Genomic DNA, 23,126 nt, shown 5'->3' on the forward strand with positions numbered 1-23,126 from the left:
TAACGAGGCAAAAGTACAAAACTTTGTGCAAATCCCCTTTCTCTTCCATATCAAAATGAGTTTTGCTTTGAAAACACGAATGTCTTTCTATGGAGATATTAAAAACGAAATACCCCTGTTGGCGGAATTAATTATATACTAATTTAACCCCGTAAAAAGGGTAAAATTTATGTGTTGAAAATCAATTAAAAAATCGGCGTAAAAATATAAAGGATATTTTTCCAAAAATATCCTTTATAATTGGAAAAATAACCTTTATATTTTTTTTTTCATTCTATGCGTGTTTTTAAATTGCCTGTATTCTAACAGTCGGTTATTGTAAACAAGTTCTAAAAAATAATAGGATAGGGCTGTTGCCCATAGATTTTATTACCTTTGTTCCTTGATATAAATAAACTAAAAGGAAAAAGAAATCAGAACGATATGACTTTTAAATGGACAAAGAGTGTCATTATTCTATGTTGGGTGATATTTTTGGTTGGATTAGGTGTTGTTGCGATGACTTTTATCGCTATTGCAAATGGCTCTATTGGCTATGTTCCACCTGTTGAACAATTAGAAAATCCGATTGATAAATACGCTTCGCAGATCATTTCTTCAGATGCTAAAATTCTGGGGAGGTATATGAAGAGTACCGAAAACAGAATAAGTGTAACCTATAATGATCTTTCTCCGGATCTGGTGAAGGCTCTGATTGCGACAGAAGATGTGCGTTTTTCGCAACATAGTGGTATCGATGCTCAGGGACTTTTTCGCGCTATTATAAAAAGAGGAATCCTTATGCAAAAAAGCGGAGGTGGAGGAAGCACTATTTCGCAACAATTAGCAAAACTATTATTCTCTCCCAGTGCCGATAATGTGTTCGAACGTTTGCTCCAAAAGCCTATCGAATGGGTTATAGCCGTACAATTGGAACGATTCTATACAAAAGAAGAAATTCTTACGATGTATCTGGATAAGTTTGATTTCTTATATACTGCTATCGGGATACAATCCGCTGCGCGCGTTTATTTTGATTCAACACCCAAAACATTGAAAATAGAAGAAGCTGCAACTTTGGTCGGTATGTGTAAGAATCCGTCTTATTACGATCCCCTAAGACAAAATGAAAGAACAAGAGGGAGGCGTAATACCGTTCTTAAACAGATGGAAAAAGCCGGTTATCTTACAACCGCTGAATGTGATTCATTGTCTGAATTGCCGCTTGTATTGCATTATAGAAGAATTGATCACAAGGAGGGATTGGCTCCGTATTTCAGAGAATACCTCCGTTTGGTAATGACTGCCAAGAAACCGGAAAAGAAGCATTATATGTCCTGGCAGGCGCAGAAGTTCAGAGAGGATTCAGTTGCCTGGGAAAATGATCCGTTATACGGATGGTGTAATAAGAATAAAAAATCAAACGGAGAGAATTATAATATCTCTACGGATGGTTTGAAGATATATACGACTATTGATTCCCGTATGCAGCAATATGCTGAAGAGGCTTTGGAACAACATATGAAAACAGATATTCAACCGGCTTTTACACGTGAAAAAAAGGGAAGGAGTTATGCTCCGTTCTCCAGAGATGTTTCAGCCGGTCAGGTTGATACAATGATGACAAAGGCGATGAAGCAAACAGATCGCTATCGTGGATTGAAGAAAGCCGGATTGAATGAGGCTGAAATTAAAGCTGAATTTAAGAAACCTATCGATATGCGCGTCTTTGGTTGGGGAGGAGCAATAGATACGATCATGTCTCCTTGGGATTCTATCCGTTATCATAAAGGCATTTTGCGTTCTTCTTTTATGTCGATGGATGCTCATACCGGACATGTTAAAGCATATGTCGGAGGAATTGACTATAAATATTTCCAATATGATATGGTGAGTACCGGACGTCGGCAGATCGGTTCTACAATGAAGCCATTCTTGTATTCATTAGCGATGATTGAAGGAGTAAGTCCATGTGATAAGATGTTGCATGTTCCTCAACAACTGATTGATGAAAACGGTAAGACCTGGGAACCAAAGAATTCGAACAAGGAAAATGAGGGAGAAATGGTTACCATTGAGTGGGGGTTACAAAAATCATCGAATTGGGTAACCGCTTATCTAATGAAACAATTATCTCCTTATACTTTTGTGCGCTTGTTGCGTTCGTTCGGACTGAAGGCGGAGCTCGATCCTGTTGTGGCTATCTGCCTTGGTACACCGGATGTATCCGTTTCAGAAATGGTTAGTGGTTATACCGTGTTCCCCAATAAAGGAATTAGAGTAGAGCCTTTGTTTGTGACCCGTATAGAAGATTCGTTCGGAAATACAATCGCCAATTTTAATCCTCACTTTAATGAGGTTTTGACACTTGATGCCTCTTATAAAATGCTTCATATGTTACGGAAGGTTATGGATGGTGGTACCGGAAGCCGCGTGCGTTTCCGTTACGGTATTAAAGCTCCGATGGGAGGTAAAACGGGAACTTCACAGAATCACTCCGATGGTTGGTTTATGGCCTTTACCCCGAGGTTAGTGTCCGGATGTTGGGTAGGCGGCGAAGATCGTTCGATTCATTTTGATCGGATTAATGAAGGGCAAGGAGCCGCTATGGCTTTACCTATTTATGGACTCTTTATGCAAAAAGTATATGCTGACAAAACACTCGGATATACGGAGGATGAGAATTTTGAAGTACCGGAAGAATATCAAGATCCATGTGCGAATATAAGTAAAGAAGTCCGTCAGCAAACCCCTACGGATGTAGGAGGAATCGACAAGATGTTCGATTGATATTTTTTATTATATCATAATGTAAATAAATAAGTTTGTCACATTCTTTGCAATGGATAAAAGACTATATTTGTTGCTATACATACTGAATAAAACAAACAAAGTGTTATGATAAATAGAGAGTTGATAAACCCCCAGAGTATTGTCGTTGTCGGAGGCTCTAATAATGTTCATAAACCCGGAGGTTTCTTAGTAAGGAACTTGTTAGACGGAAAATATAAAGGAGATTTATTTGTTGTAAACTCGCGTGAAACCTGTGTTCAGGGAGTGAAATCTTATACGCATGTGCGTGATATACCGGACGTTGAAATGGCAATTATCGCTGTTCCCGCAGCTGCCTGCCCGGAAGTGGTAGAAATCCTATCTAAAGAAAAGCATGTAAAAGCTTTTATTATCATATCGGCTGGTTTTGGAGAAGAAACAAAAGAAGGAGCGATATTAGAGGAACAAGTACTGAAAAGTATAAATGAGGCCGGAGCTTCTTTAATCGGCCCTAATTGTATAGGGGTCATGAATATGAACTTTCATGGTGTATTTACCCGTCCGATACCCGAATTTCACCCCGATGGAGTTGACTTCATTTCCAGTTCGGGTGCAACAGCTCTCTATATAATAGAATCTGCTTTGACTAAAGGATTAAAATTTTCTTCTGTCTGGTCGGTAGGCAATTCCAAACAAAATGGTGTTGAGGACATCCTTGAATATATGGATCGCAATTTTGATCCTGTGGTTGATTCCAAATACAAGATGCTTTATATAGAAAGCGTACGGGATCCGGACAAGCTGCTGCAACATGCGTCTTCTCTTATTCGAAAAGGTTGTCGTATCGCGGCTATAAAGGCCGGAACATCCGATTCTGGTAAACGGGCAGCTTCGTCTCATACAGGAGCGATTGCCAGTTCAGATGCCGCTGTTGAAGCACTTTTCCGTAAAGCGGGGATTGTGCGTTGCTTCAGTCGTGAAGAACTGACCACTGTTGCCTGCATCTTCACGATGAAGGAAGTGAAAGGGCGTAACTGTGCAATTGTAACACATGCCGGAGGTCCGGCTGTAATGCTCGCTGATGCACTCTCCAAAGGGCGTTTGAATGTACCTAATTTAGAAGGTCCGATAGCGGCTGAATTAAAATCCAAATTATTACCGGGCGCAGCCGTTGGTAATCCGATTGATATTATCGGAACCGGAACCCCCGAACATTTGGCTACTGCCATTGATTATTGCGAAAACCGGTTTTACGAAATCGATTTGATTATCGTTATTTTTGGTAGTACCGGTCTGATGAAGCTATACGATGCTTACGAAGTATTGCACAAAAAAATGGCAGAATGCAAAAAGCCTATTTTCCCAATTCTGCCATCTATAGTAACTGCCGGCCCGGAAGTTCAGAATTTCATAAAGAAAGGACATGTTAATTTCTCTGATGAAGTAACTCTTGGTACGGGCTTGTCGCTGGTAATCAATACCCCAAAACCTGCAAATGCTGATTTCCAGCTTTTTGGCGTGAATGTAGCAGAAGTAAGACGTATAGTTGATAATCTGCCAAGTGGCTATCTGAATCCTGTTGATGTACGTACATTGCTAAAAGCAGCGAATATCCCCTTGGTGGAAGAACGGGTTTCTGCCGATAAGGATGAACTGCTTGCCTTTGCCAAGGAAATAGGTTTTCCTGTAGTTGCCAAAGTGGTAGGTCCGGTGCATAAAAGTGATATCGGCGGTGTCTCTCTCAATATCAATACGGAAGAACATCTGCTTTTCGAAATAGAACGGATGATGGGGCTTCCGGATGTAACGGGCATACTTGTACAACCGATGCTGAAAGGGCAGGAATTATTCTTAGGAGCAAAATATGAAGAACGTTTTGGGCATGTGGTTCTTTGTGGTCTCGGAGGTATCTTTGTTGAAGTTCTGAAAGATGTATCTTACGGGCTTGCCCCATTGTCGTATGATGAGACATTCTCTATGATTCGTTCATTAAGAGGATATCCTATAATAAAAGGTACGCGTGGTCAACAAGGGGTAGATGAACAAAAATATGCAGATACAATTGTCCGCCTTTCTATTTTGCTGCGTTTTGCTACTGAAATCAAAGAGATGGATATAAATCCATTATTATCGACAGATAGAGGGCTATACGCTGTAGATGCCCGTATCAGAATAGAAAAATAACTTTTAAAAGAAAAAACAATGAGTAACAATGAAAATGAAATGAGCTATGACACGGATGATGCCGTAAAGTATATACGGAATTATTTGGCTCAGGATTTAAAAGACAAATTTAGTGATGACGATATCTTCTATATTATTGATCTGATCGACGAGTTCTATGAATCTAAAGGTTTTTTTAATGAAGATTTACACAAAGATGAAGAGACTGTTGATTTTGATGAAGAAGAATTGATTACTTTTGTCGTGAAAAATGCAAAGAAAGACGAAGTGGGGAATTTTGAACCGGACGACATCGTTTTTGTTGTTCAGGGAGAATTGGCCTATTGTGACTCTTTAAACATGTTTGATTAATTTTTGTTATATTTAGAAACAGCTTAATATTACATTTAAAACGATAAACAATTAAACAAAATGGGAAAAGTTAAATTATTGTCAGTCGCATTATTATGCATGGCTGTCATTTTATCCGGTTGCGGAGCAAGTAACACAGTAAAAGGTACAGGAATAGGTGTTGGCGCTGGAGGCGCTGTTGGTGCAGGTATTGGCGCGATTGCTGGTAATACTGCTTTAGGGGCAGTTATCGGGGCAGCTGTCGGTGGTACTGCCGGTGCATTGATCGGAAAGAAAATGGATAAACAAAAACAAGCTATTGAATCACAAGTGCCGGATGCTACAGTAGAGTCTGTAAATGACGGTGAAGCGTTGAGAGTCACTTTTGATTCCGGTATTTTCTTTGCTACCAACTCAAGCACAGTGAGTGAAGCTGCAAAAACGGCACTTGCGAAATTTGCTGTAACGTTACAACAGAATCCGGATACTTATGTGAAGATCGTTGGACATACGGATAGTACAGGTAAGGTAGATTATAATCAGACATTGTCAGAAAAACGCGCGAAAAGCGTGTATGACTATTTGATTCTTAATTCTGTTGCTAATAGCCGTTTGACGTACGAAGGAAAAGGTATTCATCAACCTATAGCTGATAACAGTACAGCTGAAGGCCGCGCTTTGAACAGAAGAGTAGAGGTTCTTATTTTAGCGAATGAAAAAATGATTCAGGAAGCGCAACAAGGTACATTGAATTAAAAGAACTTATTGTGTATAATGAAAGACGAGGGGCTGTTCGGGTGAATAGTTCCTCGTTTTGCGTATATACGGATAAATATTCATCAATAGATATTTTTATGGTTATAAGATAAAACGATGTTATGAATTGATTACCTTTGTTTCTTATGATAAAAGGCTATCCCTGGCATCTGAATTTACACATGAATGATACTAAAGAACTGATCGGATAAATGGAAAAAGAAATTAAAACAACTATTATCGCATTAGAAAAACAAGCGCTGGAATTGTGGAATAATGGTAATCCTGATGGTTTTCTGGAATTGTCGTCCGACGATGTGGTATATTTCGACCCTGTTTATGAGAAGAAATTTGTAGGTAAAAAGGCATTGGAAGACTATTATGAAGGTTTCCGTGGAAAGAATAAGATTGACTCCTACGATATGATAGAACCGATAGTACAAGTCATTCAGGAGTGTGCTGTTTTGATGTACGATTATGAGGCTCGTCAAGATGGACAGAGATATCGGATGCACTGTACCGAAGTTTATAAGTTGGAAACATTGGGACAGTGGAAAATAGTACACACTCATTGGTCTTTTGTTCTGCCCAATAAAGCATAGTATGGTACAACATAATTGCGAAAACTGCTCAATACGGGCAAAATATGATAAAGCTCCTAAGTCATTGATTGGTAGGTTCTGGCGTTGGCATATCAATTTCTGTCCCGGCTGGAAAGGGTATATGAACTCTTTGAATGAAGAACAGAAGCAGATGCTGAAACAGGAATACCAGTTGAAGAAAGTATAAATGGCCACAAACGCTATTGAACGAAAATCCAAGATGTGGAACCTGTGGCACGGTTGCCATAAGCTGAGCGCGGGTTGCAAACATTGCTACGTCTATCGGGGCGATTCGAAGCGAGGCATTGATAGTAGCATTGTTTCTAAAACCAAGAATTTCGATTTGCCGATTCAGAAGAAACGGAACGGGGAATATAAAATCCTTTCAGGAACGATGATTTATACCTGTTTCACCTCTGATTTCTTTGTGGAAAATGCCGATAAGTGGCGCACCGAAGCATGGGAGATGATACGCCTTCGGAGCGATTTGCGATTTATGATGATAACCAAACGTATCGACCGCTTCTACGAGTCTCTGCCCGAAGATTGGGGAGACGGATACGATAATGTTACTATTTGCTGCACGGTGGAAAATCAGGATAGAGTTGATTATCGGCTCCCTCTCTACAAAGCCGCACCGATAAAGCATAAAATCATTATCTGTGAACCGTTGTTGGAACGGATTGATTTATCTGCGTACAATATTGGATCATGGGTTGAGCAAGTAGTAGTTGGTGGAGAATCGGGATATTATGCTCGTCCATGCGATTTTGATTGGGTCATGGATTTGCACAACTTGTGTGTCGAACAAGATGTCTCATTCTGGTTTAAGCAAACCGGAGCCAAGTTTGTCAAAGACGGGAAATTATATGATATAAACCGTCGATTGCAACACGTACAGGCACGGAAGGCGGGAATTAATTATACAAGAAAATAGGATGAAACATTATCAAGGAAGGGTTCCGGCATGTGGTATTTTTTGCGGAGGTTGTCCGGTTTATGTCAGGGAGAAAAAAACTTGCTCCGGTGCTAAATAAATAGGGTAAGGTGCGAAAATTGTAAATCCTTTCATCTCTGTTGCAAGGAAAAAGGTATCGTGCATTGTTGCGAATATAAAACGTTCCCTTGTTACAAATTCAAACGATTTGCCAAAAACTGGGAAAAATATGGACCGCGAACAAGAGCAGATAAAAGGAGAAGGTGTTCCATGGAAAGAAATATACCATATGGACAACGAACGCAAACAAAACTGGACGGAAGCCGAATATACTTTTCATAAGATGATGGAAATCTATGAAATGTATGGTTATAAAACAGTTATCGTCCCGAAAGACGCGTTGGGGAATAGCAAACGGTTTGTTAAAATTGGAGTGTTTTTAAACGAAAACGCACCATCTCTGAAATAAGTTCCAGCGGTATCGGTCTATTGTAAGGAAATTGAATACCTCCCTTACTCGTTTTATGACTTGTTAGTTTGTCTTTAAATGCTTCGATGGTTTCCGGCCACGGGTAAAAACCCAGGTGTTGTTTGTGTCCGGCAAACTGTACTAATATCTTCTTTACCTTAAATGTTGGCATTCCCCAACTGATGGTTTCTTTGGCTTCAGGTGCCGCATCAAGGATTGTCTGACGTACATGCTGCATTATAGCCTGTATATCCTCAGAAAATTCTGAAATATATTGGTCTATGGTCTCTGTTTTCGGCTTTTGTTCGTTCATTTCAAACTCTTTTTATGGCGGACAACCGTTAACAAATCATCCAGCTGCTCTTTTTTACACACATCAAAAATCATCGGGATCAGGCGACCGACAGGTTTTGCTTTGGCAAACTCATCTTTTATCGTTTCGGAAATCTCCAACGCGGTAATACCTTCCAAATGCTTTTCTGTAAAAAAGAAACTGACCCTGAAAAATCCTTCCCAAACGGAAAGCCATAAAACTGTCTTTTTCTTATACACCGCCTTGCAAAGCCATGCCTTACCGTCGTTGTAGAATCTCCATTCGGGTACGAGTCCGTACTCTTCACTTGTGATTGTCTCGACAAAAGACTCCAACACTTTGTATATATCATCCCCAAGAGACTCCCTCAACACTTCATTTGAGGGGAATACTCCGGGATCTTTCAGAAGCATTTGCGGTTCCACCATCATTTCGTTTAAAATAAGATGCTCAAAAGTAGTGTTTTTTTAGCGAGATACAAGCTAAACACTACTTTGCATAAGCTATTTAAAGAGGATAACTCATAATGGAGATTTTCTCTTTGAAATCAAAAACCTTTTCTTAGCTTTGTACTCATTAAGAGTTATTTGATTTGATGAAAAATGAAGCGAGACTAAGCGGTTAAGTAGTTTCTAAATCATTACCTATCAATAAATATAGGCGGCTCAACTCCTTGAATACAACAGTATTCCAAAATAATCACTATCTTTGTTCCCGTAATGAACAGGTTCTTTTTATGAGAAGAAAACTATCCATCATATTTAGCTTGTTGATGATCATGATTATTGTTCATCCAACGTTTGCTATGCATTATTGTGGAGGTCGTATTTCTGAAATGAATTTGTTTGGCGGCCAACAAATGCAAGCGTGTTGTTGTGGAGAAGATGAAGCTCATTCTGATGCCTTTGCCTTAGATCAGCAATCGTGTTGTGAAACTGATTATATTTCTGTTGATACAGATGATTATCAGATGACTGTTTCTCCGGCGACGCCTATGCCTATGTATTGTCTGTTGCATTCATTGCTTATTCCTTCATTTGAACAGGCAACTATAGATCAAAAATCTGCTGTTGAGTTTGCACCGCCCGGTGCTTTGCCTACAGACGATGTCTCACTCTCTTTTATCTGTGTTTTTCTGATTTGATTAAGAGTCGGAACGGCCTTTAATGGGTATGCCGTTTCTGTTTTTTCTTAATAGAACTGTTCGGGATACTTATGTCCGGACATTTTAATCAAATCGTTAAACACATATATAATGAAAACAATTATTCGATTTTTTCTTGAAAATCGGTTAGTGACTTTTCTGCTTCTTTTATCCATTATTGTTTGGGGTATTTCTGTTGCTCCGTTTAATTGGAATACAGGGCTTTTATTAATAAATCCCGTTCCTGTCGATGCAATTCCCGACATAGGTGAAAACCAACAAATTGTTGCGACGGAATGGATGGGACGTTCGCCTCAGGATGTAGAAGATCAGATCACTTATCCACTTACAACAAGTCTGCTGGGAATACCCGGCGTGAAAGATATACGTAGTACCTCCATGTTCGGTATGTCGTTTATCTATATCATATTTGACGAAAATATAGAATTCTACTGGTCTCGTTCACGTATTCTGGAAAAACTAAGTTCTTTACCTCAAGGTTTGTTGCCGGAAGGAGTACAACCCGCTTTGGGGCCTGACGCTACGGCTTTAGGGCAAATCTTTTGGTACACGTTAGAAGGACGAAATCCCCAAACAGGTAAACCTGCCGGTGGTTGGTCGGGAGAAGAACTCCGATCCATTCAGGATTTCCAGGTAAAATACGCATTGTCATCAGCAAAAGGCGTATCGGAGGTTGCTTCTGTTGGTGGTTACGTGAAGGAATATCAGGTTGATATTAATCCCGAAGCCATGAAGGCCTTTGGCGTTAATATTATGCAGATTATGGACGCTGTCCGGAAAAGTAATCAGGATGTAGGAGCCGAAACGATTGAGCTGAACAAGGTTGAATATTCCATCAGAGGGCTGGGATATATTAAATCGCTGGCAGACTTAGATGAGGCAGTCATTACGGTAAGACAGAATGTTCCGGTACGCATAAAAGATGTGGCGCAAGTAAACTTTGGTCCGGCAACTCGTAGGGGAGGTTTGGATAAAGGCGGCGCAGAAGCAGTTGGAGCCGTTGTTACTGCCCGTTATGCATCCAATCCCTTGGACGTGATTAATAACGTAAAGGATAAGATTGCTGAAATCTCTCCCGGAATGCCTGAGAAAGTATTGCCGGACGGGACTGTTTCTAAAGTAACTATTGTTCCGTTTTATGACCGAACAGATCTGATTAAGGAAACAATTAGTACGTTGGAAAGAGCTTTGACGGATGAGGTAATTATCTGTGTGATTGTTATTATCATGCTTGTACTTAATCTTCGTGCCTCATTAATTGTTTCAGGGATGCTTCCCGTTGGAGTACTTGCTACGTTTATTCTGATGAAACATACCGGAGTAGATGCTAATATTGTAGCCTTGTCGGGTATAGCAATAGCCATTGGCGTGATGATTGATGTGGGGATTGTCTTCATAGAAAACATTCTTCGTCATTTGGATTTCCCGGAAAATAAGGGAGCGCATGGAAAACATCTATTGAAGGTTATATATGAGGCTGTTGTAGAGGTTAATGGGGCAATTATTACCGGAATGATGACAACCTTGGTTAGTTTCATCCCAGTCTTTTTCCTTGAAGCACAAGAAGGAAAAATGTTTCGTCCGCTTGCCTTTACCAAAACCTACGCGTTAGGTGCAGCCTTATTTTTAGGTCTTGTCGTTATCCCGACTCTGACTTATACCGTATTTAATATCCGTATTGGGAAAGAACGCACTCAACGGGTGTTGAATTATATCCTTTGTGTGTTAGGGGTACTTGTTTCCGCAGTAACCGGTGTATGGCCTGCAATTGCACTTACTTTTGTTGGTTTGAATAATCTGTTTTTGCGTAAAAAATACCTGAATGTAGCCATAACATTATTGTTTATGCTCTATTTCCTTGTAAAGAGTTGGCTGCCTTTAGGACCGCAAAATCCATTTATCGTAAATTTCCTATTTACAGCAGGAGTGATCGGATTGATACTTGTTGTGTTGATGCTCATGGTGAAATACTATGTACGTATAATTCATTGGTGTTTAGATCATAAGGTGAAAGCTCTTTCCATACCTGTCTTAACCATGATTTTGGGTTTAGTAATCTGGATGGGTTGGGATAGAACTTTTGGTTTTGTAGCCAACGGATTTGATAAAGTCGGTGTGAACATACGTACGACAGCTTTATGGAACGGAATGACTCATCGTTTCCCGGCTATCGGCAGTGAGTTTATGCCCTCTTTGAATGAAGGATCCTTTTTGCTGATGCCTACCAGTATGCCTCATACCGGAGTGGAAAAGAATATTGAGTATGTTCGGATGTTAGATAAACAATTAGAGAATATACCTGAAGTGGAAATGTCGGTTGGTAAATGGGGGCGGGTTAACTCTGCTCTTGATCCGGCCAATATTCAGATGTTTGAACATGTAATCAATTACAAACCGGAATATATAATTGACGAAAATGGTAAACGACATAGGCAATGGCGCGACCATATACGAACTCCGGATGATATCTGGCAAGAAATAGTAAAAGTAACCCAGTTGCCCGGTCTTACATCTGCTCCCAAATTACAGCCGATTGAGACTCGCTTAGTGATGCTTTCTACCGGAATGCGTGCCCCAATGGGCATAAAAGTGTATGGCCCGGATCTGGAAACAATTGAGAAAGCTTCGATAGATCTCGAACGCCTCTTAAAAGAAGTGCCTTCTGTTCAACACTCTTCTGTTTTCGCAGAAAGAGGAACCGGAGCACCTTATCTTGAATTGCAACTGAATCGTCCGGCTATGGCAAGGTATGGTGTTTCTGTTGCCGATTTGCAGGAAGTAATTTCTGTTGCTATCGGAGGGATGGAGCTAAGTCGCACGGTGGAAGGACGCGAACGTTTTCCTGTTCGTGTTCGCTATGCCCGCGAGCTTCGTTCTACCCCCGAAACACTGAAACAAATCTTAATACCGACTCCATCGGGAACGCAAATTCCCTTAGGTGATTTAGTAAACATAAACTATACTTCCGGTCCGCAGATGATACGTAGTGAAAATACTTTTTTGACGGGATATGTGTTGTTTGACAAACAACAGGGTATGGCTGAAGGAGATGTTGTTCATCAGGCTCAGAAATATATTGACGAACAAATTAAATCAGGAGCATGGAAACTTCCGGCCGGAGTCTCGTTCCATTTTGCTGGTAATTATGAACAACAAGAACGGGCTACTACCAGACTGGCCATTCTTATACCTATCTGTCTGCTGAGTATCTTTTTGATTCTTTACTTTCAATTCCGGACTGTAACTGCCTCAATGATTCATTTTTCAGGTGTATTTGTCGCCTTTGCCGGAGGCTTTATTCTTCTGTGGTTGTACGGCCAGGATTGGTTTCTGAACTTCTCAATCGCAGGCATGAATATGCGTGAACTTTTCCAAATACACCCCATCAATTTGAGTATAGCTGTCTGGGTCGGCTTTATTGCCCTGTTTGGAATAGCGACAAACGATGGGGTGTTAATGGGAGTTTACATTCATCAGGTATTTGAACAACGGAAGCCTGCAACTATACATGACGTACGTGAGGCGGTTGTTGAAGCGGGTATGAAACGGGTACGTCCGGCTATGATGACAACAGCTTCTACGCTAATTGCCCTGTTGCCCGTACTGTCGTCTCTCGGAAAAGGTTCGGATATTATGGTACCGATGGCAATTCCCACTTTTGGAGGGATGACGATACAGATCATGACCATATTTGTTGTGCCTATACTTCAATGCGTATGGCGTGAAGGCGAGATTAAAAGGAAAGAGAGAAAACAACTAAAACGGAATGAAAATGAAACGAATTCGTAAAATTAAAAGAAGTCTGATTGTACTATCGCTTATAGTAAATAAGCTATGGGCTCAGCTTCCAGCAGATTCATTAGCAGTCTATTTGTTGGAGGTAGAAGCCAATAACCCGGAATTGAAAGCTCAGTTTTACAAAGTCGCTGCAGGAAAAGAAAAAATAGGAGAAAGCGGAGTTTTGCCTGATCCGGAATTTGAAGCGGGGATTTATACAAAGCCAATGGGGACATTAATGGGGGATCAACTGGCTGAAATCAGACTGATGCAGATGTTTCCCTGGTTTGGAACCTTGAAAGCTCAGAGAGAAGCAGCAACTCACATGTCCCGCGTGGAACAGGAGGCTTATAATAATCTACGTCAGAATGTGTTGTTTGATGCAAAGAAGTCATATTATACGCTATATGCCCTGCAAACAGAGATCGATCAGATAAAACATTCTATAGCATTGCTTCAGACGATTGAAGAAACGGCAACTAATCGTTATGCGAATGCTTCTTCGGGTAAAAGCTCCATGTCTGATGTGCTTCGCATTCAGATTGAACGGACAGAATTAGAAAATAAACTGCTCACTCTTCAGGATCAGGCAGAGACTCTTACATATGTTTTTAATAAATTACTTGACAGAGATGGTACTATGCCGGTTTCTTTGCCTGATACGTTAGTCATTCTAAGTGCGGAGACAGATGAAGTACTTCTTTCAGAACAGGTGTTGGATAATAATTCTATGTTGAAAATGTATGCCGCAGAAAAAGATGTAAATCAGGCTGAACTAAAAATGGCGAAAAGAATGAGTTTTCCAACGATTGGCATAGGGATAGAATATATGCCGTTGAAAAAATCGGCTAACCCTATGGTGATGGAGAATATGAACGGTAAAGACATGATTATGCCTATGGTATCATTTTCTATACCTCTTTATCGAGGTAAATATAAAGCAGAACAACGGAAGATTCGCTATAAAGGACAAGCGATAGAGGCCAATGCGAAGGATACGCAAAATCAGTTGTTAACTGAATCGGGAGAGGCGGTGAGAATGTATAAAGATGCTCTGCGTCGTGTTGCGTTGTACAAGAAGCAACGACAGCTTTCAGAACGTAGTTTATCGTTGTTGCTGACTCTCTATGCTACATCGAGCAGTAATGTGGATGAGGTATTGCGTGCAGAACAACAACTTCTTGATTTCAATACTAAAACAGCAAAGGCTTTGGCCGATTCTTATATCGCAAAAGCCTGGATAGACAAACTAATAAATAAAAAATAAGATGGACTTTAATAATATAAAAACAAACTATGGTAAACCTGCTTTATTTTTAGTCGTTGGTTTACTGATCGGATGGTTATTATTTCACCAAACAGATAGTACGGTCGTTGAACAATCCAAGGAAAATGTGAAAGCTGCTTCGGGCAAGAAAATAGTATGGGTCTCTGCTATGCACCCACATATACGTAGTGATAAACCCGGTAAGTGTCCTATTTGTGGAATGGACTTAGTTCCTATGGAAGAGGATGCTGACGGGAATTTAATTGACCCTTCTGCTTTGGTGATGACTGAACAGGCTATGCGATTGGCTGATGTTGAAACGGTTGTTGTTCAATCCGGAACGGCAAGTAAACGATTGCGTCTATATGGAAAGGTACAAGCGGATGAACGTACGAAACAAACCTTATCTTCTCATATACCCGGACGAATTGAGCGGCTTGATCTGAATTATACCGGAGAGATTGTACAAAAAGGACAGGTGATCGGAACAGTCTATTCGCCTGAATTAGTTACTGCGCAGAAGGAATTGTTAGAAGCTATTCAGATGGGAGAGAGTGGGCAGGTTCTGGTTGAGGCTTCGCGTAATAAATTAAAACAATGGAAACTGACAGAAGAACAAATTCGTAAAATAGAACATTCCGGTCAACCGATAACTAACTTTCCTGTTTTGTCTGAGTTTTCTGGTGTCGTTCTTGGAAAACGGGTTAATGAAGGTGATTATGTAACACAGGGTTCGGCTCTTTATGATGTATCAGATCTAAGTCATGTATGGATCTTATTTGATGTTTATGAACGCGATTTGCAATGGATTAAAAAAGGTGACCGGATTACTTTTTCGGCTGAAGCAATGCCCGGAAAAGAGTTTGAGGGAAAGGTCTCTTTTATCGAACCGGTACTTGATCCGTCAACCCGAACAGTTAAGGTTCGGATTGAGTTTGCTAATACAAACAGGCAATTTAAGCCGGAGATGTTTGTTACTGGTATTCTGGATAGCAAAACGGGAAAAACAGAACATTTAATTGTTCCAAACTCTGCTGTGCTTTGGACAGGAGAACGTTCGATTGTTTATGTCAAAGACCCGGAAGCTGATAAACCTACTTTTCATTTACGCGAAATTAAACTTGGGGCTTCACTGGGTGATTCATGGATTGTCGAGAACGGATTGAATGCCGGCGAACAATTGGTGGTCAAAGGAACTTTCGAGGTGGATGCTTCAGCTCAACTTGCCGGAAAAGCAAGTATGATGACACATGCTGCAATGGCTATGCCGGTAAGTATGACTATGCCGATGAATGAAGATATAGAAGAACAATCGGACAAAAAAACAGAAATGAAAAATATTCCTGTTAGTGGAAATTGTGATATGTGTAAAGACCGAATTGAGAAAACAGCTAAAAGCGTGAAAGGAGTCTCTTTTGCTGAATGGACAGCAGAAAAGCAGAATTTACATGTGATATACGATAAGAATCTGACGAATACAGACATTATAGAGAAAGCCATTGCCGCTGTTGGACATGACACAGAGCATTATCGTGCAAAAGATAGTGTTTATGATGCGCTACCCGGTTGTTGCAAGTATCGCGATAAATAAAAGTGATTCTTTCTGTTCTGAAATGGGGGTTATATCGTAATCCCCATTTTTTGCATCAGAAAACAGGCATTCATGTTTTGCGCAATGCCCGGACGAAGGAGATAGGAAAACGTCAATTCGTTATTTGTGATATCAGCCTCAAACCTGAAGTTGCTGATCTGTTTAGGAAATTCATCAGCCAGAGTCCCTAACACCAGATCGTGTGTCGCTATAATACCACAGCTATCCAATTTCACTAATTGTTTCATGAGAGCGAGAGAACCTTTCTGTTTATCGACAGAATTTGTCCCTTTCAGTATCTCATCCAGAATAATAAAAAGCTTTTCTCCGGATTGCAGACGGTCGATGATCATTTTGAGTCGTTTCAGTTCAGCGAAGAAGTAGGATTCATTACTCATTAAATCATCTGAAGTACGTAGGCTTGTTACTAATTTCGCAGGGTAAATTGTTAATGATTCTGCGCAAACGGGCATGCCGCAACAAGCCAATACATGATTTAGTCCTACTGTACGCAGATAGGTACTTTTACCAGCCATATTTGCTCCTGTAATAATAAGGAATGAAGGCGTTTCTTTGATTGAAATATCATTTTTGACGCATTTCTCGCGGTTCATTAACGGATGTCCCAATTGTTTTCCTTCCATTTTGAAATAATTATCCGCTATTTCCGGATAGATATACCCGGGATGATTAAAGCCAAAACCACCCATGCTGTTCAATGCATCTACCGTAGCTAAAGCGTCAAACCATAAAGGCATCTTGTCTTTATACACTTGCATCCAGCGTTCTATACGTATGGAAGTACGTACGTCTCTTAAGGTAAAGATTTGAAGAATCAATCCTGCAGCACTTAATCGCTGATCGAGCGCGCCGATTGCACGAGATAACCTGCGAATGGCAAGAGACGCTTTTGTTTCTGTACCAAAACGTTCTTTCTGACAGTTCAATAACGCACTTTTAAAAGGGGTGTCCTCGATCAGATGGATCAATGAAGAATAGGTTACAAACAAATTCTCCAACTTGTTAACCTGGTTGTGAAGTAGGGTGGTTTTCTTCGCTTGACTATACGCAATAACCATCGAAAGAACAATGGCAAAGGAGAGAATAGAGACATCGATCAGGCCAATGATTACAGCTATGATCAATGCTGTCCAAACTATAGGAAATGCCCATAAAAGTATTTTCCAGAGAAGACTGTCTGAAAAGTAAGAAAGTGTATCTGTCAACTCCGAAAGACGTTTGTAATCTTCTTTCTTTCCGGGTTTTAAAGATCCTTCCACGTAGAAATTCTGTCTGAATGACGTAAGAGAGGAAAGTTCCTGTATAGCTTGCTGGCGTTCGATGATTTTCTGTTTGTCGTTCAGTGGCTCAAGTAACCATTCGGCCAAACGTTCATTTCCTATATAGGTAGAAGTACGGTTGATTGATTGAAAGAACGAGCGGTCTCCGAATAAATCCAGATCGATACTGAATGAATGTCCGCTGTTTACTTTGTCCGTTGATCCGTCAAACGCATTGAAATCATAATCCAGACCTTTTAACTCATTCTCACAAAGCAATAGGAGTGTTTCTTTCCATTTTCTTTGGTTATATAAATGGGTATGATAGACCATTAATAGAACAAATGGTATAGTAAAAAGAGTCGTAATGAGAGCCCAGACTTGCCAATCACTATTACTAAATATATATAAGGTGATAAATAACCCGATAAAAAGGATTAGACGAATGGTGCCGTATAAATGAATACGTCTCGATAGTTGAGCTACTTCTCTTTTACAGGCATTGTGTTTTTCATTATAAAACTGATAGATTTTTTCCATGCCTGCAAAGATAAATAAAATCAATCATGCATATACACAACCTATGTCGGATTCATTTGTTTATTAAATAGATTAAAAAACATAAGATTATGAAAGTAAAAAACATAGGACTAATGGAGTTTCAACTGCCCGTTAAGTCTCCGTTTATTGTTTGTTTTCATCATAAAGATCATTTTCCGAAAGGTAACGGTAAAGGTGAACCTGTTCAGTACCTAACGGATAGACGGAGAGGAGAGGACTTTGATCATAAGGCTCCCTGGCGTATGTACTATGGAGATAAGGTGCCAGGATTTCCTGTTCACCCTCATAGAGGATTTGAAACAATCACTGTTATGATGGCAGGTTTTGCAGATCATTTTGATTCTAAAGGTTCTAAGGGTCGATACGGAGAAGGAGATGTACAATGGATGACAGCAGGAGCGGGTGTACAACATTCTGAAATGTTTCCGGTACTTTCTTCTGAAAAAGAAAACCCTATGGAGCTATACCAGATATGGCTAAATCTTCCTAAAAACGGAAAATTTGTTGAACCTGATTATAAAATGTTCTGGAATGAACAGATTCCGGTTGTAGAAGATGGAAAAGCGCGCGTGAAAATAATTTCAGGTTCTTATAAAAACACTTCTGCTTTGACTCCTCCACCTGCATCGTGGGCTGCTACGGCCGAAAACCATGTAGGTGTTTGCTTAATTGACCTGGAGCCAGGAGCTGAGTTCATACTTCCGTCTGTATCTCCTACATTAAACAGGATGCTTTATTTTAGTGAAGGAAAAGATATTTCCATCGAAGGAACAGAAGTAGAAGTTAGACATTATGCCGAATTAGATGGAAATGAAGAAATAAAAATAACAAACGGATTACTTAAAAGCCAGTTGCTACTCTTAGAAGGAGAACCTGTCAATGAGCCGGTAGCAGCCTATGGCCCTTTTGTGATGAATACGAGGGCAGAAATACAAGAAGCTTTTGCGGAGTATGAAGAAACGCAATTCGGCGGCTGGCCTTGGGATAGAAATGACCCGATTAATCCTGTTGATTCTCCTCGTTTCGCGAGTTATCGTCACGGAGAAAAAGAAGAACGTCCATAAGTAGTTAAACATGATGAAAATATCCAATATCCCGGAGTCGGGAGCAAAAGAAAGAGTGGTTATCATAGGTGGCGGGTTTGCCGGACTTGAGATGGCCAAGAAAATAAGTAAGAAATACTATCAGGTAGTGCTGATAGATAAAAATAATTACTATCAATTCCAACCCTTATTCTATCAGGTAGCTACGGCCGGCCTGGAACCCAGTTCCATCTCTTATCCCTTACGGAAAATGTTTCAGAACCAAAAAGACTTTCATGTCAGGATGTGTGAAGCAAAGCGCATTGTCCCCGAAGAAAAAAAGGTAGAAACGAATATCGGTTATCTTACTTACGATCATTTAGTGATAGCAACCGGTTGTGATACAAATTATTTTGGAAATGATAGCTTAAAAGAAAGCACTTTTGCCCTTAAGTCAGTGTCCGAATCCTTGTTGATCAGAAACCGTTTACTGCTAAGTTTGGAAGAAGCACTTAGCGCAAAAGATAAAGATGAATTCGGTGAGTTATTTAGTTTTGTAGTTATTGGAGGCGGAGCAACGGGAGTTGAATTAGCCGGAGCTTTAGCTGATATGAAAAAAGGTATTTTGCCTAAGGACTATCCAGAGCTTGATTTTAAAAAGATGCAAATACATTTAGTAGATGCTGCTCCACGCTTGCTTGCGGCAATGTCCGAAAAATCTTCTGAAAAAGTTAAGGAGACATTGACCCACAGAGGAGTAACGTTGCATCAAGGCATACATGTGGAAGGGTATGATAAACCCTTTGTGAAATTGAGTGATGGTAAACAAATCCGTTCCCGAAACGTATTCTGGGTAGCAGGGGTAACACCTAAAATGATTCCGGGAATTGAGGAAACAGCTTATCAGCGTAATCGTCTTCTGATTGATGAATACCTGAAGGTAAAAGGATATGATACAATTTACGCACTTGGAGATGCAGCTTTACTACTAACCGATGAAACACCGAAAGGACATCCTCAGGTTGCACAGGTTGCTTTGCAGATGGCGCAAAGATTGGCGAAAAATTTAAATAACAGAAAGAAAAACCGTACTCAGGAACCGTTTAACTATAAAGATAAAGGTTCGTTAGCGACAATCGGGAGAAATGCTGCAGTTGCTGATCTTGGCAAATTCCATTTTGGTGGCCGTATTGCCTGGTTGCTCTGGCTTTTTGTACATATCATGTCGATTGTGGGTATGAGAAATCGTGTCTCTGTCTTAGTTGATTGGGCATGGAATTATTTCAATTATGACCTGTCTCTTCGTCTTTTTATTCGCCCAAAGAAGAGTAAAATGTATCAGGATGAACCCTAATTAAAAGTATTGTAAAGACTTGTCTATATGAGAATACAGACAAGAATTACATAGAATCAACTATAAATAATGTATAAAGAACAAAGACAAGCCCGATAGTCAGCGCTATAGCCGACCATTTTATAAAAGGTTTGTCTTTGTTTATTATTCCGTAAATAACTCCCACCAAACCACACAAGAGAATACCTGTCGGAAATGCGAAAAAGCCTAAAAATACTAAGCAAACAAGCATAATAATACCCATTGCTGTTAAAACTCTACTTCGTTTTTTACTGTATTTTTCTGAAGGCTCTAACATAAAATCTTGATTTTTCTATTGTACAAACTTAGTCAAAAAAACAGTCTGATACGGATGCTTATTTAAGATTCCTCTTTTTGGACTGTTTCTTAAGCGTTTATGCACACATATAAACGAACCGTACACATTAATTTTGCTTGAACAATATATAACTTAAAATGAATAATATGAAAAATGAAGTTTTTGTATTGGGGGGAACAGGTTTTATTGGAGCTTATACTGTTTCTGAATTATTGAAAAAAGGGTACAACGTATCAACAGCGGCTCTACCTCCTCTTCAGGAAGGATCTCTTCCGAACAATGTGGAGATAACATTGTGCAATATTAATGACATGTCTGATGATGATGTCGTTAAAATGTTAACCGGTAAACATGCTTTTATTTTTGCTGCAGGTAAGGGAGATTATGGTTTTGTTGACAAACCAGCCAATCGTTTCTTTTACACAGAAGTTACTCTTTCGTTGCAACGTTTGGTTAGACTTGCCCGGAAGGCCGGAATGAAAAAATTTATTCTGTGCGGTTCTTTCTTCTGTCATTTTTGGAGAGAGTGGCCTGAATTAGTGCTTGAGAAATCTGCTTATCCTTTAGCCAGAATTTTACAGGAACAGATTGCATTTCTTGAAGGAGAAGGGGCTATGGATGTGGTTGCTCTTCGTTTTCCTTATATCTTAGGCTCAATGAACGGACATCCATCCGGATCCTGGATGGATTTTTATTATCAAATAAAAGGGAAAGATGTTATTGAAGTTCCTGCCGGAGGATCAACAATGGTCACTGTTCAACAAGTTGCAGAAGTGCTTGTCGGTGCTATGGAAAATGGGGAACATGGTAAAGCCTATTTAGTCGGTGATGCAAATCTGAAATTTGCTGAAGCAACTCAGATTATGCTTGACGAAATGGGACAGAGTAATACGCAAATCAAGATTCTTTCTGAAGAGCAATACATGTCTCAAATGAAAGAAATAGATGATCGTTTTGCTTCACAAGGAAGAGAGGCAGGAATACATATGGTAACTATGGCAAAGGTACTGTCAAGGGATACTTTCGTTGATTTAGATGCAACTCGTCCTGTTTTAGGATATAAAAGGGATAGTATTGAGACCTGGATCAGAAATACAACCCGTGATTGTATGGAACAAGATAAATGATTGGAATAACCTATTAAACAAAAAGAAATTATGCAATTATTAAAGGATAAAATAGCGATAGTTACCGGAGGAAGTTCCGGTATAGGAGAAGCTGCGGCTAAGTTGTATGTTCAGGAAGGAGCTTGTGTAGTAGTGGCAGATATTGCTGTTGAAAAAGGGGAGGCAGTAGTTCATGAAATCATAAATAATGGTGGAGAAGCTATATTCGTTAAAACAGATGTTTCCAAGGCTGAAGAAATAGAACGTTTGGTTAAAGAAACCATAAAAAAATATGGGAAGTTAGACGTGGCTTTTAATAATGCCGGCATGGCGAGTAAAACAATTCCCATTGTAGAGTATCCTATTGAGGCATGGGAAAAATGTGTGAGGATTAATTTGTTCAGTATTTTTTATTGTGCTCATTACCAAATTCCGGAAATGTTGAAAAATGGCGGTGGAGCAATTGTTAATACAGCTTCTATGATGGCCAGAATAGCGGCATTTGGAAATTCCCCTTATGTTGCAGCCAAACATGGAATTGCCGGATTTACAAAAAGTATTGCTGTCGAATATGGCAAACAGGGAATAAGGGCTAATGCGATAGCTCCGGGAGTTATTGCCCCCCCCAATGCTCTATGATGAAACGCCTCAGGAATATATTTCTGAAATGATAAAGAAACAAACTTCGGGACGTTTTGGAACAGCTGAGGATATTGCAAATATAGCAGTATGGCTAAGTAGTGATAAATCTGCGTTCTGTAATGGTGAACTGATTATGGCAGATGGCGGATTAACAATTACTGATAGATAATATTGGAATAGTATGACTATAGAGAGAAAAATAAATGAGTTAGAGAAGCAACTACAAATATTGATGGATATTGAGGCTATCAAACAACTTAAGGCCAAATATCTTCGTTGTGTTGATTCAAAATTATGGAGTGAAATACGTTCTTGTTTTGCTGATGACTTAACAACCAGTCTTGCTGATGGCGAACTCTCTTTTAACAGTGCGGATGACCTGATTGATTACTTTGTAAATAATATGGTAGAAACTGAGATCACAATGCATCATTGTCATACACCCGAAATAACCCTGACAAGCGAGACAACTGCTGAAGGTATTTGGGCATTGCATGATTATGTTATAGCTCAGGATGTTGATTTATGTGTACAAGGGGCGGCTTTCTATAAAGAAAGTTACGTAAAACAGAATGGACGCTGGTTGATAAAAGACATAGGTTACAAACGTGTTTTTGAAGAAAGATGGGCGCAGAGTTCTGAAAATAAGACTATCACGAAATCAATGCATACGATTAAGGGTAAAAGATAAATTTGCACT

At 39.8% G+C, this 23,126-nt stretch carries 22 protein-coding genes; 18 read left to right on the forward strand and 4 right to left on the reverse strand.

All coding sequences use genetic code 11. From position 1 onward, the window contains the following. Positions 1-423: 423 nt before the first annotated feature. The 8 genes from PHT93_RS11350 (at position 424) to PHT93_RS11385 (ending at position 8,029) form a co-directional block, all read left to right on the forward strand. Positions 424-2,769, forward strand: coding sequence for a transglycosylase domain-containing protein (locus tag PHT93_RS11350; protein ID WP_300242974.1), 2,346 nt, complete (start codon positions 424-426; stop codon positions 2,767-2,769). A 108-nt stretch (positions 2,770-2,877) separates the two neighbouring features. Continuing rightward, positions 2,878-4,935: an acetate--CoA ligase gene (locus PHT93_RS11355; protein WP_300242976.1), complete on the forward strand. Its 2,058-nt coding sequence runs from the start codon at positions 2,878-2,880 to the stop codon at positions 4,933-4,935. Positions 4,936-4,953: 18 nt separating this feature from the next. Next, positions 4,954-5,286, forward strand: a complete 333-nt coding sequence (locus PHT93_RS11360; protein WP_300242979.1) for a hypothetical protein — start codon at positions 4,954-4,956, stop codon at positions 5,284-5,286. 60 nt (positions 5,287-5,346) lie between these two features. Continuing rightward, a complete protein-coding gene (locus PHT93_RS11365) occupies positions 5,347-6,021 on the forward strand; it encodes an OmpA family protein (protein ID WP_300242982.1) in 675 nt (224 codons plus the stop codon). Positions 6,022-6,233: 212 nt separating this feature from the next. Next, on the forward strand, positions 6,234-6,623 hold the full coding sequence (locus PHT93_RS11370; RefSeq protein ID WP_300242984.1) for a nuclear transport factor 2 family protein: 390 nt from the start codon (positions 6,234-6,236) through the stop codon (positions 6,621-6,623). Between the two features lies 1 nt (position 6,624). Then, positions 6,625-6,810 (forward strand): hypothetical protein, encoded by a 186-nt coding sequence (locus PHT93_RS11375; protein ID WP_300242987.1) that lies wholly within the window; start codon positions 6,625-6,627, stop codon positions 6,808-6,810. Continuing rightward, the gene (locus PHT93_RS11380) at positions 6,811-7,560 is read left to right on the forward strand and encodes a DUF5131 family protein (protein ID WP_300242989.1); all 750 of its coding nucleotides are present in this window, start codon (positions 6,811-6,813) and stop codon (positions 7,558-7,560) included. It abuts the gene before it with no gap. Between the two features lie 229 nt (positions 7,561-7,789). Then, positions 7,790-8,029: a hypothetical protein gene (locus PHT93_RS11385; RefSeq protein ID WP_300242991.1), complete on the forward strand. Its 240-nt coding sequence runs from the start codon at positions 7,790-7,792 to the stop codon at positions 8,027-8,029. Here PHT93_RS11385 and PHT93_RS11390 read toward each other — a convergent pair. Together PHT93_RS11390 and PHT93_RS11395 are read right to left on the reverse strand one after the other, a co-directional pair. After that, positions 7,983-8,342 carry a DUF1801 domain-containing protein gene (locus PHT93_RS11390; RefSeq protein WP_300242993.1) on the reverse strand — a complete coding sequence of 120 codons (360 nt, stop codon included), beginning with the start codon at positions 8,340-8,342 and terminating at the stop codon, positions 7,983-7,985. The two genes, PHT93_RS11385 and PHT93_RS11390, sit on opposite strands and share 47 nt — an antisense overlap. Beyond that, entirely contained in the window at positions 8,339-8,773 is a 435-nt protein-coding gene (locus PHT93_RS11395) for a DUF3788 family protein (RefSeq protein WP_300242995.1), read from the reverse strand. The genes PHT93_RS11390 and PHT93_RS11395 overlap by 4 nt, the downstream gene beginning before the upstream one ends. Positions 8,774-9,078: 305 nt before the next feature. Between PHT93_RS11395 and PHT93_RS11400 the strand changes: the two genes are divergently transcribed. The 4 genes from PHT93_RS11400 to PHT93_RS11415 all read left to right on the forward strand — a co-directional run bounded on the left by PHT93_RS11400 (position 9,079) and on the right by PHT93_RS11415 (position 16,142). Further along, complete coding sequence (locus PHT93_RS11400; protein ID WP_300242997.1) at positions 9,079-9,486, forward strand: hypothetical protein; 408 nt, start codon at positions 9,079-9,081, stop codon at positions 9,484-9,486. A 108-nt stretch (positions 9,487-9,594) separates the two neighbouring features. Then, positions 9,595-13,296 carry an efflux RND transporter permease subunit gene (locus PHT93_RS11405; RefSeq protein WP_300243023.1) on the forward strand — a complete coding sequence of 1,234 codons (3,702 nt, stop codon included), beginning with the start codon at positions 9,595-9,597 and terminating at the stop codon, positions 13,294-13,296. Beyond that, on the forward strand, positions 13,280-14,551 hold the full coding sequence (locus tag PHT93_RS11410; protein ID WP_300242999.1) for a TolC family protein: 1,272 nt from the start codon (positions 13,280-13,282) through the stop codon (positions 14,549-14,551). The genes PHT93_RS11405 and PHT93_RS11410 overlap by 17 nt, the downstream gene beginning before the upstream one ends. A gap of 1 nt (position 14,552) precedes the next feature. Continuing rightward, positions 14,553-16,142 (forward strand): efflux RND transporter periplasmic adaptor subunit, encoded by a 1,590-nt coding sequence (locus PHT93_RS11415; protein WP_300243001.1) that lies wholly within the window; start codon positions 14,553-14,555, stop codon positions 16,140-16,142. Positions 16,143-16,171: 29 nt separating this feature from the next. On the opposite strand, the gene PHT93_RS11420 is transcribed toward PHT93_RS11415, so the two are convergent. Continuing rightward, the gene (locus PHT93_RS11420; RefSeq protein ID WP_300243003.1) at positions 16,172-17,962 is read right to left on the reverse strand and encodes a MutS family DNA mismatch repair protein; all 1,791 of its coding nucleotides are present in this window, start codon (positions 17,960-17,962) and stop codon (positions 16,172-16,174) included. An 89-nt stretch (positions 17,963-18,051) separates the two neighbouring features. On the opposite strand from PHT93_RS11420, the gene PHT93_RS11425 reads away from it, so the two are divergent. Further along, positions 18,052-19,047 carry a pirin family protein gene (locus PHT93_RS11425; protein WP_300243005.1) on the forward strand — a complete coding sequence of 332 codons (996 nt, stop codon included), beginning with the start codon at positions 18,052-18,054 and terminating at the stop codon, positions 19,045-19,047. Between the two features lie 10 nt (positions 19,048-19,057). Continuing rightward, positions 19,058-20,359: an NAD(P)/FAD-dependent oxidoreductase gene (locus PHT93_RS11430; protein ID WP_300243007.1), complete on the forward strand. Its 1,302-nt coding sequence runs from the start codon at positions 19,058-19,060 to the stop codon at positions 20,357-20,359. A 46-nt stretch (positions 20,360-20,405) separates the two neighbouring features. Here PHT93_RS11430 and PHT93_RS11435 read toward each other — a convergent pair whose 3' ends face one another. Further along, on the reverse strand, positions 20,406-20,657 hold the full coding sequence (locus tag PHT93_RS11435; RefSeq protein ID WP_300243009.1) for a hypothetical protein: 252 nt from the start codon (positions 20,655-20,657) through the stop codon (positions 20,406-20,408). A gap of 167 nt (positions 20,658-20,824) precedes the next feature. Between PHT93_RS11435 and PHT93_RS11440 the strand changes: the two genes are divergently transcribed. Genes PHT93_RS11440 through PHT93_RS11455 form a run of 4 tightly spaced genes read left to right on the forward strand, consistent with a single transcriptional unit; the run spans position 20,825 to position 23,117 of the window. Beyond that, complete coding sequence (locus PHT93_RS11440; protein WP_300243011.1) at positions 20,825-21,805, forward strand: NAD-dependent epimerase/dehydratase family protein; 981 nt, start codon at positions 20,825-20,827, stop codon at positions 21,803-21,805. Between the two features lie 30 nt (positions 21,806-21,835). After that, positions 21,836-22,423 carry an SDR family NAD(P)-dependent oxidoreductase gene (locus PHT93_RS11445; protein ID WP_300243013.1) on the forward strand — a complete coding sequence of 196 codons (588 nt, stop codon included), beginning with the start codon at positions 21,836-21,838 and terminating at the stop codon, positions 22,421-22,423. 28 nt (positions 22,424-22,451) lie between these two features. Continuing rightward, the gene (locus tag PHT93_RS11450) at positions 22,452-22,595 is read left to right on the forward strand and encodes an SDR family oxidoreductase (protein WP_300243014.1); all 144 of its coding nucleotides are present in this window, start codon (positions 22,452-22,454) and stop codon (positions 22,593-22,595) included. Positions 22,596-22,607: 12 nt separating this feature from the next. Further along, on the forward strand, positions 22,608-23,117 hold the full coding sequence (locus PHT93_RS11455) for a nuclear transport factor 2 family protein (protein ID WP_300243015.1): 510 nt from the start codon (positions 22,608-22,610) through the stop codon (positions 23,115-23,117). Positions 23,118-23,126: the final 9 nt, after the last annotated feature.

It is taken from the genome of Massilibacteroides sp., from assembly GCF_028705895.1.
Classification (GTDB): domain Bacteria; phylum Bacteroidota; class Bacteroidia; order Bacteroidales; family Tannerellaceae; genus Massilibacteroides.

What these genes read in the sequence shown, in the direction of transcription:
- PHT93_RS11350 (WP_300242974.1), top strand. Translation starts at nt 424, where the DNA reads ATGACTTTTAAATGGACAAAGAGTGTCATTATTCTATGTTGGGTGATA.
- PHT93_RS11355 (WP_300242976.1), top strand. Translation starts at nt 2,878, where the DNA reads ATGATAAATAGAGAGTTGATAAACCCCCAGAGTATTGTCGTTGTCGGA.
- PHT93_RS11360 (WP_300242979.1), top strand. Translation starts at nt 4,954, where the DNA reads ATGAGTAACAATGAAAATGAAATGAGCTATGACACGGATGATGCCGTA.
- PHT93_RS11365 (WP_300242982.1), top strand. Translation starts at nt 5,347, where the DNA reads ATGGGAAAAGTTAAATTATTGTCAGTCGCATTATTATGCATGGCTGTC.
- PHT93_RS11370 (WP_300242984.1), top strand. Translation starts at nt 6,234, where the DNA reads ATGGAAAAAGAAATTAAAACAACTATTATCGCATTAGAAAAACAAGCG.
- PHT93_RS11375 (WP_300242987.1), top strand. Translation starts at nt 6,625, where the DNA reads ATGGTACAACATAATTGCGAAAACTGCTCAATACGGGCAAAATATGAT.
- PHT93_RS11380 (WP_300242989.1), top strand. Translation starts at nt 6,811, where the DNA reads ATGGCCACAAACGCTATTGAACGAAAATCCAAGATGTGGAACCTGTGG.
- PHT93_RS11385 (WP_300242991.1), top strand. Translation starts at nt 7,790, where the DNA reads ATGGACCGCGAACAAGAGCAGATAAAAGGAGAAGGTGTTCCATGGAAA.
- PHT93_RS11390 (WP_300242993.1), bottom strand. Translation starts at nt 8,342, where the DNA reads ATGAACGAACAAAAGCCGAAAACAGAGACCATAGACCAATATATTTCA.
- PHT93_RS11395 (WP_300242995.1), bottom strand. Translation starts at nt 8,773, where the DNA reads ATGATGGTGGAACCGCAAATGCTTCTGAAAGATCCCGGAGTATTCCCC.
- PHT93_RS11400 (WP_300242997.1), top strand. Translation starts at nt 9,079, where the DNA reads ATGAGAAGAAAACTATCCATCATATTTAGCTTGTTGATGATCATGATT.
- PHT93_RS11410 (WP_300242999.1), top strand. Translation starts at nt 13,280, where the DNA reads ATGAAACGAATTCGTAAAATTAAAAGAAGTCTGATTGTACTATCGCTT.
- PHT93_RS11415 (WP_300243001.1), top strand. Translation starts at nt 14,553, where the DNA reads ATGGACTTTAATAATATAAAAACAAACTATGGTAAACCTGCTTTATTT.
- PHT93_RS11420 (WP_300243003.1), bottom strand. Translation starts at nt 17,962, where the DNA reads ATGGAAAAAATCTATCAGTTTTATAATGAAAAACACAATGCCTGTAAA.
- PHT93_RS11425 (WP_300243005.1), top strand. Translation starts at nt 18,052, where the DNA reads ATGAAAGTAAAAAACATAGGACTAATGGAGTTTCAACTGCCCGTTAAG.
- PHT93_RS11430 (WP_300243007.1), top strand. Translation starts at nt 19,058, where the DNA reads ATGATGAAAATATCCAATATCCCGGAGTCGGGAGCAAAAGAAAGAGTG.
- PHT93_RS11435 (WP_300243009.1), bottom strand. Translation starts at nt 20,657, where the DNA reads ATGTTAGAGCCTTCAGAAAAATACAGTAAAAAACGAAGTAGAGTTTTA.
- PHT93_RS11440 (WP_300243011.1), top strand. Translation starts at nt 20,825, where the DNA reads ATGAAAAATGAAGTTTTTGTATTGGGGGGAACAGGTTTTATTGGAGCT.
- PHT93_RS11445 (WP_300243013.1), top strand. Translation starts at nt 21,836, where the DNA reads ATGCAATTATTAAAGGATAAAATAGCGATAGTTACCGGAGGAAGTTCC.
- PHT93_RS11450 (WP_300243014.1), top strand. Translation starts at nt 22,452, where the DNA reads ATGATAAAGAAACAAACTTCGGGACGTTTTGGAACAGCTGAGGATATT.
- PHT93_RS11455 (WP_300243015.1), top strand. Translation starts at nt 22,608, where the DNA reads ATGACTATAGAGAGAAAAATAAATGAGTTAGAGAAGCAACTACAAATA.